Genomic DNA, 11,842 nt, shown 5'->3' with positions numbered 1-11,842 from the left:
TTTATCTTCTCACTCCAGTCCAGTTTCTAATCATTTCTCTTTGCTCTTTTGTTAAATCTGCTTCTTCATGGAAAGCTATATAACTTTTAAGTGGCATTGCTGCATAAACTTTTTTATAAATTGATCTTAATTTTTCTTCTTGCTTTTTCTTATCATAGTTATTCCATTGTGTGAAATTTAAAGCATTTCTTCCCTCATTTATATGAGATGTAATAACCCAAGAAAATGGTGCTATTTGAGAATACCAAGGCCAATTTGTTTTATTTGAATGGCAATCATAACATGAAGTTTTAAACAAATTCATAACCTCAGGCTTTGCAACAATTTCTAGCTCTTTTACTATTTTTTCATTTTTTTGCTCTGGTCTTATAAATTGCATAACTACAAAAATAATTAAAAAAATAAGAAGTGCTTTTTTCATATAAAATCCTAGTTGATAAATTAAATAAATAAATTATATGGTCTTTCAAGCTCTTTTATAAATAAAGAAACACTTAAATTTCTTCCTTGTCTTTTGAACTCTTTTTTATCAAAAAAAACCAATATTGTTGGTATAGAAAATACCGTAAAATGACTTGCTACTTGTTTATATAAATCAGCTTTGACCTCATACATTTGCATTTTTGGAAAGTTCTTTGATATTTCTTGCTCTATTTTTGGTTTTAAAACACTACAAACAGAACAATTCTTAGCACTAAAATAGATTAATACAGCTTCTCCTGTATTAATCTTTGAACTAATATAATCAACTGTTTTTACTTGTATCATTGTATAATTCTTTTTCTAATTCTTGGTTAAATCTCTCTTCTGCTTCTTTTGCATTTTCAGGATTATTTTTAGAATCTTTATGATCTTTTCTATGTGTAAAAATATCATGTCTTGTTAAACTAATACCTTTCATATGTGTAATAGGAAAAGCAAAAGCAATACCTTTTCCAATAGTAGTAATATGAAGTGAATGTATAATCTCTTTTATTACTGAGTTTACCATTGCACTTGGAAGAAGGAAAAGCAATAAAACACCATTTGCTTCAAAAGATGTTCTATAAAAATTACCAATTCCATCAAGTCCTATACCATCAGCTTTTAAAACAGTTACACCTCCAGCACCTGCTTTACTTGCAGCTTGAATTGCATCAAGTTTTTTATCTTCTGGAACTATTATAACTACTGCGCTAAAATCCATAGGCAATGAGTGTCTTCTATCACTTCCATCGATATTAACCGTTGCTAAATCCATATTTTCAGCATCAATTAAAGTATCTCTTAAAATATTTGCAGCTTCAATTTCAGTATCAGATTTAACTCCAAGTTTTTCAACAATAATTCCATATAACATTACTGTTATCATAGGAAATAGTGAAGCAAATGCAATAAGTCCAAAACCATCAATTAAAGGACTTCTTCCCTCAATCGAAGTAGCAAGTCCAATTCCAAGAGCTGCAACAAGTGGAACTGTTACAGTTGAAGTTGTTACTCCTCCACTATCATAAGCAATAGGAATAATATACTTAGGAGCCATAAAAGTTAAAATAATCACTAATATATACCCAAAAATAATATAGTAGTGTATGTGTCCACCATCTACAATTCTAAAAGCACCCAAAGCAATACCAATTGCAACACCAAAAGCAACAAATAGTCTTAATGCAAAATCATTAATCTTACCATCACTTATCTCTTTTGCTTTTTTTGCAATAGCCATTAGTGCTGGCTCAGCCATAGTAGTTGAAAATCCAATTGCAAAAGCAAATGTATAGATTATTAATACTGATTTACCTTTTGTAAGTTGAAAAGCCATAGATTCACCAAGTGAAAACAGACCCATTTCAAGACCAAGGATAAAAGCGTATAAACCAATAATAACTAAACCAAAACCTAAAAATACTGTTTTTACATTTTGTATTTTTTTTCTTAAGACAATATATTGAAAGAAAAGTATTATAACTAGTATTGGTGCTACATCTTTAATTACAGATAATATTCCAGAAACAATAGTAGAAATATTTATATTTATTGTACTTGAAGCCGTTGCATTAATTGCAATATCGGCTACTTCTTTTGCTTCAAATAGATTATATACAGCAATTCCATAAATTTGCACAAATATCATTGGTGTTAATGAAGCAAAAGCAATAAGTCCAAAACCATCAATTACAGGGTTTCTTCCTTTAATTGAAGTTGCAAGTCCAATTCCAAGTGCTGCAACTAATGGAACTGTTACAGTTGAAGTTGTAACTCCACCTAAATCATATGCTAAACCAATTATCTCTTTTGGCGCAAAAAAAGTAACTCCCACTACTAAAATATATCCAGCAATAATATAGTAGTGTATTGGATGACCTTTTATTATTCTAAATACACCTAATAATATAGCAAAACCAACAGAAGCAGCAACGACAAGCCTTAATATTGTTGCATCAATTCTACCACTAGAAATAGAAGCAGCTTTATCTGCAATAACAGCAAGTGCAGGTTCAGCAATTGTAGTACCAAAGCCAATCAAAAATCCAAAGAAAAGAATCCAAATAATATTCTTACTTTTTGCAAAATCCCTTGCTAGACTCTCTCCTATTGGAAAAATTCCTATTTCCAATCCTTGTAAAAATAAAGCAAGTCCAAATCCAACAATTACTAGTCCAATAGTAGTAGAAATCCAATTTTCAGGTACATCTTGAATAATTGTAAGCTGAAAAAATAAAATTACAACTACTATTGGAAGTAAATCTCTAAATGAATCTCTTAAAAGTTTTAAAAAAAAGTTAAATTGTGTCATCTATACTACTTTTTAAATACTAAAACATCATATTTTGATTTATCTAATATATCAAATGTAAAAAAACTTATATTCCCTGTGGTATGTAAAGAAATTAAATCAAACTCATTACTATTTTCATTTTCATCATTGATATAGCTATCAACTAAAGTATCATTTTCAACTTTTAAGCTAAGTTTATCTTTGCAATTTTCAACTGAACTCATAAATTTATCTCCATCATTAAAAACTTTCTTTGTGATATTTACATAATACTTTTGACTAGTTTCATTGTCTATTCCATACATATTAAGTCTATTTTTAAAGGGAATATTATACATATGAAGCAGTTGAATTAAAGAGTTTGGGAAAAATTTCAATGTATTTTCTATTACATATTTTGAATATTCACTAAAATCTGTAGGAATTAATATTTTTTTATACTCTTTTTGAATACTATTTTTAATAATCAAAGTAGGAATTTCCAAAGTACGAATAAGTTTTTTTGTAGTAGATCCCATAAAGAAATTTTCAAGACTAAAATTTTCTCCACTAGCACCAGTTATTACAAGCAAAGATTTCAACTCTTTGCTTAAATTATATATTTCATCTTCAACTACACCCACTTTTAAATAAAAATCTTTTTCTTTTATAGTTGGGAATTCTTCTTTAAGATATTTTAAACAATTATATTTTATTTTTGAACTATCTTTATGAAAATTAAAAATATTATCCTCAACAACATGTACTACTTTTAAGTGACTTTTCATCATATTTGATATAAAAATAGCCTTTTTTAAAACTTCAGAACTACTATTTGAAAAATCAATTGCAACTAAAATTGTATTCAAAACTTACTCCTCGTTTATGATTAATTCAGTAATTTTTTTACTAGTTATTCTATTTTCAATAAATACATTAGCAATATTAAATTCATCTATAATATCTGACTCTTTTTTTGTATGTATTTTTACAATAATTTTCTCTATTGGCACTATTTGCTGAATAGTATCACATACTTGATATAATTTTTTTGGATTATCTATTGCAACAATTACATATTTTGCTTCTTTTAAATTTACAGTTCTTAATAAATCTTTATTTGTAGCATTTCCAAAAACTACGTTATAACCACTATTTATTGATTTATAGAAACTTTCGATATTGTTCTCAATTGCTATATATTTTTCAGAAGAGGCTGATAAATCATCTGCTATATTTCTTCCAAACTCACCTAAGCCTAATATAACAGTATGATTTGTCAATATAGAACTAGTTAAATCTTGACTAACACTTGGTTCTTCTTCTTTATTAAATTTATCAGTAATAAAAGTAAGATTTTTTAAAATTATTGGAGTAATAATCATTGATAAAACAATAGTTACAATCATTATTTGGCCATATGGAGCTGGGACTAAACCACCTGTTCTTGCAAGTTCAAGTAATGCAAGTGAAAACTCCCCAACTTGAACTAAACTAAGTGCAGTTTTCATACTTACACGTTTGTTTTCATTTATTCTAATAATAGCATAGATAATAACAAATTTTAAAATCATTACAGAAAATAGTAAAGCTAAAATTATATGAATATATGAAGAGATAATATCAAACTTTAACTGCATCCCAACAGTTACAAAGAAAATACCCAATAACAAATCTCTAAAAGGTACCAAATCAGCTTCTGCTTGGTGTTTATATCTAGTTTCAGCTATTAACATACCTGCTATAAAAGCTCCAAGAGAATATGAAAAGCCTAATTCATGAGCTAAAAGTGAAGCTCCAATTGCCAAAAATAGTATTGTACCAACAAAAAGTTCATCTGAGTTTGTTTTAGTTATTGCTTTAAAAAAAGGTTCAAGTAAATATTTTCCAATAATTACCATAAGTGCTAATAACATCGCAGCATGTAAAACCATCTCACCTAAAACATCTGTAACAGAACTATTTGATGCACTACTCATAAATCCAATTGTCAATAAAATAGGTATTACTGCAATATCTTGCATAATCAAAATACCTAAACTTCTTTGTCCGTATCGTCTATTTATTTCACCTGTTTCATTAAATGTTTTTAAAACTATTGCTGTTGAAGATAAAGCAATAGCTAAAGATAAAACAAATGAAACATTTTTTTCTATATCCAATAAAAAGTAACTAATAGAAAAAACAATTACAGCAGTAATTAAAATTTGTAATGTACCTGCTACAAATACTTCATTTTTCATCTTTTTTAAATGTGCAAGTGAAAATTCTAGTCCTATTGTAAACATTAAAAATACTACACCAAACTCTGCAATCTCTTTTAATGTGTGATTATTCACTGCATCATGAAGATTGAAACCATAGGCAATTATGGTACCTGTAAATATATAACCAATGATCGTGGGAAGGTTAATTTTTTTTAAAAGTATGTTTATAGTTAAAGCTAAAAAAAGAGAAGTTACTATAACTGTTAGCATTCAAATCCTTACTAAATTAAAATATAAAGATTATATCAAAATTTTTTTTTAAACAGATAAATAACTTAATAAAGTAGTTTAAAACTACTTTATTTTCTATACTTGATGTTCACTATTTTTTGCAAGTCTTTCTTTTTGTGAAAGATATGAGTTTAATGCACTAACATATGCATTTGCAGTTGCAAGCATTGTATCAACACTTAAACCATGACCTACAAATGATGGAGATTTTTCATCAAAAACTACTCTTGTTGTAACTTTTGCTAAGGCATCTTTTCCTTCTGTAACAGAAGTCACATTATAACTTTGTAACTCCCCACTATAGCCTGTAAGTCTATCAATTGTTTTGAATATTGCATCCATTGTTCCATTACCAATATTTGCATCTGTTAAAATTTCATCATTATGTTTAATAGAAACAGCTGCTGTTGGTACTCCATTTGAACAATCAGAAATTTGTAATCCAACTAACTCATAGATTTTATCTTGATTTAATGACTCATCAGTAATTAACATTCTAATATCATCATCAGTTACTTCTTTTTTCTTATCTGCTAAGATTTTAAATTTTTCAAAGGCTGAATTTAACTCTTCACTTGTTACTGTATCAAAACCTAAGTTAGTTATTTTATCTTTAAATGCAGCACGTCCTGAATGTTTTCCTAAAATTAAAGTAGAATCTTTAATAACACCAACATCTTCAGGTCTCATAATTTCATATGTTTCTTGATGTTTTAATACACCATCTTGATGAATTCCACTTTCATGAGCAAATGCATTTTTACCAACAATTGCTTTGTTTTGTTGTGGCTCAACACCTGTAATAGTTGCAACTAATCTCGAAGTTGCATAAATCTCTTTTGTATTTATATTTGTATATAAATCCTTAAAAGCATCACGTCTTGTTTTAATAGCCATAACTGATTCTTCTAAAGCAGAATTACCAGCTCTTTCTCCTAAACCATTCATAGTTACTTCAATTTGTCTAGCACCATTTGTTACAGCTGCTAAAGTGTTTGCTGTTGCTAAACCTAAATCATTGTGATTATGAACAGAGATTATTGCTCTATTAGCTGCAAAATCAGATAACTCTTTAACCATTGCTCCCAATTCTGTTGGTAATCTATATCCAACAGTATCAGGTAAATTAATAGTTGTAGCTCCAGCAGCAATAACTGCATCCATTACCTCTTTCATAAAAGAGATTTCACTTCTTCCTGCATCTTCTAAAGAAAACTCAACATCATCAACAAAAGTTCTTGCATATTCAACTGCATATACTGCTCTTTTTATTACTTCTTCTTCACTCATTTTCAATTTATATTTCATATGAATAGGAGAAGTTGCAATAAATGTATGAATTCTATGCATCTTTGCTTTTTGTACTGCTAAAGCAGCTTGTTTAATATCATTTTCAACAGCTCTACTTAAAGAACAGATTGAAGACTTTTCAATCTGTTCAGCAATTCTACTAACAGCATCAAAGTCCCCTGGACTAGCAGCTGCAAAACCTGCTTCAATTACATCAACACCTAATTTTTCTAATTGCTTAGCAACTTTAATCTTCTCTTCTGTGTTCATAGAACACCCAGGACTTTGCTCCCCATCCCTTAATGTTGTATCAAATACAACTATTTTATTATTATCCATGATTTTTACCTTTTTAAAAGTATGTTAATTATATCCATTTTTCTTTAAAAGAAAAAAACTATATTCTTGATTTTTTTTTTGATTTATTGTGTGTAATTATTAGAGTGATTTTGAAAGCAGAAGAAGAGTGTTAACACTTTTGATGAATTGATTATTATAAAAATCGAATATTTTCATTGTACTCTCCCATAAATTTGACAAATTATATTTTAAAAAACTTTTTTTGTCAAGAGTTATTTTGATTTTTTTGATAAAACAACTCTATTTTTACCACTATGTTTTGCTTCATACAAAGCATCATCTGAATATTTATATATTTTCTCTTCTTCTTCAAAGTTTATATAGTTTAAAGTGATTAATCCTGCTGAAACAGTTACTCTTTTTGTATTTTCATTACCTAAATGTTCAATATTTCTATCGAAAACTTTTTTTACAATATTATTTGAATATTCTAAAGATTCTTCTATATTTAAATCTGAAAAAATTATTCCAAACTCTTCTCCACCTAATCTAAAAACATAATCAGATGCTCTTAAACTTGACTCTTTTAAAACTTTAGCAACATCTGTTAAAGCTTTATCTCCTTTGATATGACCATACATATCATTATATTTTTTAAAATAATCAATATCTAAAGTAAGAAGACTTAGATAAGATTTTGCTCTTTTTAATCTTTGTAATTCACTACTTATTATTTTGTTAAAGTATCTTCTATTATAAAGTTTTGTTAAATCATCTTCAATTGTTAATTGTTCTAACTTTTTTTTACTTGTTATATCTTGTCTAATAGTTGTATAATTAACAATTTTCTCATCCTTAAATGCAGGTGTTATAGAGAGATTACAAATAAACTCTTCACCATTTTTCTTCATATATTTGATTTCTTCTTCTTTAAAAGTTTTGCCTGATTTTATTGTTTTCCAAAGTAAACTATATAACTCATCAGGTGTATCTTTATGTCTTAATATCATATGACTTTTACCTAATAATTCTTCTTTTGAATAACCTGTAAACTTGCAAAATGCATTACTAACATCTATATAAATTCCATTTACATCAGTAATTGAAATCAATACATTTTCATTTATTATTTTTAATAAATTCTCTTTTTCAAAGATTTTTTCTTGTAAGTTATCTCTTATAATGCACTCTTGAATAGCTTTTACAAGTTCAATAAGATTTATTGGTTTCATTACAAATTTGTTAACATTTAGTTTTATAGCCTCTAAAAGATACTCTACATCTGAATATGCAGTTGTTATAATTACAGGAATATTTGTATTTAATCTTCTAATCATTTCAAGACCATTTAATTTTGGCATTTGTATATCTGTGATTATTATATCTGGTTTTATTTCATAAAAAAGTTTTATTCCCTCTTCTCCATTATTTGCTGTATAAAAGTTTTTTATATATTTTTTTAGATGAAAAGAGACCTCTTGTCTTAATTGTTTTTCATCTTCTACATATAATACTATGGTATTTTTTAATAAATCTCTATTCACTTTCAATTCCTTTTTTTATCATAAGAGGTACACAAATAGTAAAACAAGCACCTAAATCTGTATTTTCTACACTAATTTCTCCACCCATACTATTTTCAATAATAGTTTTTGTCATATACAATCCTATTCCTGTTCCTTTGCCCTCTTCTTTTGTTGTAAAGTATGGCTCAAATATCTTCTCTTTTATATCTTTACTTATTCCTTTTGCATTATCTTCTATTTGTACTATTGCACTATTTTTATCTTTATATACTCTTATTTTTACTTTCGCATCTTCTACTTTTTTCTCTATTAGTGCATCTTTTGCATTTGATAATATATTTAGTATGCTTTGTGAAAACTCATTTGCAAATCCATATACTTCTATATCTTCTTTGCTAAAATCTTTTTCTATTTCTATATAATTATGCTCAAATGTTGATTCTATTAAATATATAGCTTTTTTTACTGTTTTATTTATCTTAAAATACTCTTTTGTTTTATTTGGTTTAAAAAAGTTCCTAAAATCATCTATTGTTTTTGACATACTTGATGTTAGTATATTTGTCTTATTTATACTTTTTTCCATAAACTTATCATCTAAATCACCCATATTATATGCAAACTGTATATTTTGCATTACTAATCCCAATGCATTTAGTGGTTGTCTCCATTGATGGGCTATATTTCCTATCATCTCTCCCATTGCTGCTAGTTTACTTTGTTGTATTAGCAACTGCTCTTGTTTTCTTTGTTTATCTATCTCTTCTTTTACTTTTTGTTCTAAACTTCTATTTAAATCATTTTGTGTTTTTACTAATAATTCTATTTTATTTGCCATTTCATTAAAAGAGTTTTCAAGTTGACCTATTTCATCATTTGATGTTATTTTTAATCTATAATCAAACTCATTATTTGAAAATTTTCTAGTTCCTAATAAAATATTTTCAATTTTTTTACTAATATAATTTGACATTAATAAAGCAATTATAATTACTAAAACAATCATTACAACTGTTGAAATAGTAATATCATTTAACATTTGTATTATAAACTTCTCAATTTCATTTCTATTTTTTTCTAAACTTTTATGCATATTTTTTGTTTGAGAATCTAAAATAACATTAATTTTCTCTTTCGTTTTATTTGCAGCTGCATGAAATTCATCAACATTTGCAGTTATGCTTACAAAACCAAATCCTCTTTTACTATTTGCATACTTACCTGTATAGTATGGTATTGTTGCTGCTGTTGATAGTTTCCATATATTACTCCAATATATTATAAATGATCCATATCCTCCATTTTGTGTTAACTGCATCCAACCTTGACATTGTGGAGCAAAGTTTAAATATCTACAATCTATATTTACATTACCATCTTCTATTAACTGCCTCATATTTGGCTTTTTTTTCAAGCTTTGTTCTTCAAACTTTGGATAATCTTTTAAAAACTCATTTATATCTTTTTTTGATGCATAATATTTCTTTGCCACATCTTCACTTAGCCATGGCATTGTTTGTTCTCCTGTCTTTGGATCATACCCTACTATTGAGTAATCCCTTGGATGAGATATATTCCTTCCTTTATAATCCCACATAAATGCATAATTCCCTACACTTGCATCTGCTATATCTTGTATTGGATTTTTATCAACTGGATTTACTGTATCTGTAAACTGCATAATATGTTCATGGTCTAATGCCAAGCTTACATATCCTACTTTTTTATCTTTTTTATACACTGGTGTCACAAATCTTATTATTCCCTCAAATCTTTTTCCATTGGGATTCTCTTTTCCTGCATATCCATGATTTTGTGGTTCAAATGCTATATTCGCTTTTTTAGCTTTATTTTTTGTAAAGGTTCCTATTATATTTGTTTTTACACTCTGCCCTATTACATTACTTACATATATTTGCCCTTTTTTTAAATCTTTTATTTTTTTAAAATAATCTTCTGAGTTTACATATGTATTCTTCTTTTGTGATATATCCAACAACTTTTTCTCTATTTGTGATACTTTATATATCTCTTTTCCATTTATATCAAAGTAGGTAACTTCTTTATAAATTGGTATTTTTACTCTTTTTAGTTCTAGCGGGTCTGTATAATTAAACTCTTTTTCATTATCTTTTAATTGGGCTTTTCTTTCTTGGGGTTTTATTCTCTCTTTTTCTTTTTTTGTTTCCCATCTTTGTTTTTTCTCATTATAATAGTATTTTTCATGTACTATTATCTCTCTTTGTTTGATCTTATAAAAATCATTTAATACTTCTTGATTTAATTTAATATCTGAAAGAAATAAAATATCTTCATCTCTTTGATATAAAAAGCTTGCCACATTTTTTGCTATTTCAAAAGATAGCCTTTCTATAGATTGTTGTGATTTTTTATCAAGCATTTCAATACTATCACTAATAGCTTTATTTGCAGTATTTGAAATGATTTGTTTATTTTCTAAAAAAAGCTCTTTTGTACTACTTGAAAAATATTTATCAAGTTTTATAATTCCTATAAAAGCTATATAAGAAATAAGAAGTAAGGGTACTACTTTTATTAATATAAAAAGCAATATTAGTTTAAATTTTATACTTAAATTTTTCATACTAATTTCTACTAGAGATATTTAAAATACTCTTTAATTCATTCATTAGATTTTCATTTGAAATACCATTATTTAGATCATTTACTAACTTATTGCTTATATTATAAATTTTTTCTAACTTCTCTTCATTTTTATCTACAAAAACAAAAACACTTTTATTCATTTTTTCAAAATATTTATAACTTACATAAAACTCTCTTTTAAATAGTTTTTCACATTTGCTACTTTTAAGTCTTAGTAGATGTCTTTGTTCTTTATTTGCAATAACATAATCAATCCAGTTTTCATTTGCTTTTAATTCATCAATATCAAATAGATTTTTACATTTATTTATTTGTTCATTAAAAGTATCTAAATTTTCAAATCCCATTAAATCTAGTAAGCTTTTATTTGCATACTCAACATTATTTGAATTCATTACAAACATAAATGTAGAATTACAATCTAATATAAACTGTATATACTCTTCATAACTACTATTTCTTTTCTCTAAAGTATCTAAATATAGACTTTTTTTAATAATTGCTAATATCTCTTGCATATTTATTGGTTTTAATAAATACTTATCAATTCCTAACTCAATTGCTTTACTTAAACTTTCACTTTCACTATGTGCTGTTGTAATTATTATAGGAATACTAGGATCAATTTCAAATATTTTTTCCGCCATATTTAATCCATTTAATTTTGGCATTTGTATATCAGTTATGACTATATCTGGTCTTTTCTTTTTAAATAACTCTAAACCCTCAACACCATCTTTTGCTATAAAAAGCTCTTTTACATATCTTTTTAAAAAATATGAAATCTCTTCCAATGTCATTTCATCATCTTCAACATACAAAAGTGTTATATCTTTAAAAATCTCTTTGTTTAAACCATGCAT

9 protein-coding genes are annotated in these 11,842 nt (G+C 26.6%); all 9 read right to left on the bottom strand.

The annotated features are described in order from the left end of the window. Window position 1: 1 nt before the first annotated feature. The 9 genes from ACAN_RS03115 to ACAN_RS03075 all read right to left on the bottom strand — a co-directional run bounded on the left by ACAN_RS03115 (window position 2) and on the right by ACAN_RS03075 (window position 11,842). Window positions 2–421: a heme-binding domain-containing protein gene (locus ACAN_RS03115; protein WP_099334771.1), complete on the bottom strand. Its 420-nt coding sequence runs from the start codon at window positions 419–421 to the stop codon at window positions 2–4. Between the two features lie 20 nt (window positions 422–441). Beyond that, on the bottom strand, window positions 442–768 hold the full coding sequence (locus ACAN_RS03110; RefSeq protein ID WP_099334770.1) for a thioredoxin family protein: 327 nt from the start codon (window positions 766–768) through the stop codon (window positions 442–444). After that, entirely contained in the window at window positions 746–2,776 is a 2,031-nt protein-coding gene (locus ACAN_RS03105; protein ID WP_099334769.1) for a DUF1538 family protein, read from the bottom strand. Before ACAN_RS03105 ends, ACAN_RS03110 begins: the two co-directional genes overlap by 23 nt. Before the next feature lie 5 nt (window positions 2,777–2,781). Continuing rightward, on the bottom strand, window positions 2,782–3,606 hold the full coding sequence (locus tag ACAN_RS03100; RefSeq protein ID WP_099334768.1) for a universal stress protein: 825 nt from the start codon (window positions 3,604–3,606) through the stop codon (window positions 2,782–2,784). A gap of 3 nt (window positions 3,607–3,609) precedes the next feature. Next, window positions 3,610–5,214 (bottom strand): cation:proton antiporter, encoded by a 1,605-nt coding sequence (locus ACAN_RS03095; RefSeq protein WP_099334767.1) that lies wholly within the window; start codon window positions 5,212–5,214, stop codon window positions 3,610–3,612. A 96-nt stretch (window positions 5,215–5,310) separates the two neighbouring features. Beyond that, on the bottom strand, window positions 5,311–6,864 hold the full coding sequence (locus tag ACAN_RS03090) for a 2-isopropylmalate synthase (RefSeq protein ID WP_099334766.1): 1,554 nt from the start codon (window positions 6,862–6,864) through the stop codon (window positions 5,311–5,313). A gap of 233 nt (window positions 6,865–7,097) precedes the next feature. Next, window positions 7,098–8,369 carry a GGDEF domain-containing response regulator gene (locus ACAN_RS03085; protein ID WP_165773072.1) on the bottom strand — a complete coding sequence of 424 codons (1,272 nt, stop codon included), beginning with the start codon at window positions 8,367–8,369 and terminating at the stop codon, window positions 7,098–7,100. Then, window positions 8,362–10,956: a HAMP domain-containing sensor histidine kinase gene (locus ACAN_RS03080; protein WP_147525201.1), complete on the bottom strand. Its 2,595-nt coding sequence runs from the start codon at window positions 10,954–10,956 to the stop codon at window positions 8,362–8,364. The genes ACAN_RS03085 and ACAN_RS03080 overlap by 8 nt, the downstream gene beginning before the upstream one ends. A gap of 1 nt (window position 10,957) precedes the next feature. Beyond that, a complete protein-coding gene (locus tag ACAN_RS03075) occupies window positions 10,958–11,842 on the bottom strand; it encodes a response regulator transcription factor (RefSeq protein WP_099335377.1) in 885 nt (294 codons plus the stop codon).

The sequence above is a fragment of the Malaciobacter canalis genome (assembly GCF_008000835.1).
GTDB classification, from domain to species: domain Bacteria; phylum Campylobacterota; class Campylobacteria; order Campylobacterales; family Arcobacteraceae; genus Malaciobacter; species Malaciobacter canalis.
Note: the sequence above shows the minus strand (reverse complement) of the source record. Positions and strands in the feature narration are given on the sequence as shown.

Bases quoted from the DNA above. Each gene is read 5' to 3' on its own strand.
- ACAN_RS03115 (WP_099334771.1), bottom strand. From the start codon at position 421: ATGAAAAAAGCACTTCTTATTTTTTTAATTATTTTTGTAGTTATGCAA.
- ACAN_RS03110 (WP_099334770.1), bottom strand. From the start codon at position 768: ATGATACAAGTAAAAACAGTTGATTATATTAGTTCAAAGATTAATACA.
- ACAN_RS03105 (WP_099334769.1), bottom strand. From the start codon at position 2,776: ATGACACAATTTAACTTTTTTTTAAAACTTTTAAGAGATTCATTTAGA.
- ACAN_RS03095 (WP_099334767.1), bottom strand. From the start codon at position 5,214: ATGCTAACAGTTATAGTAACTTCTCTTTTTTTAGCTTTAACTATAAAC.
- ACAN_RS03090 (WP_099334766.1), bottom strand. From the start codon at position 6,864: ATGGATAATAATAAAATAGTTGTATTTGATACAACATTAAGGGATGGG.
- ACAN_RS03080 (WP_147525201.1), bottom strand. From the start codon at position 10,956: ATGAAAAATTTAAGTATAAAATTTAAACTAATATTGCTTTTTATATTA.
- ACAN_RS03075 (WP_099335377.1), bottom strand. From the start codon at position 11,842: ATGCATGGTTTAAACAAAGAGATTTTTAAAGATATAACACTTTTGTAT.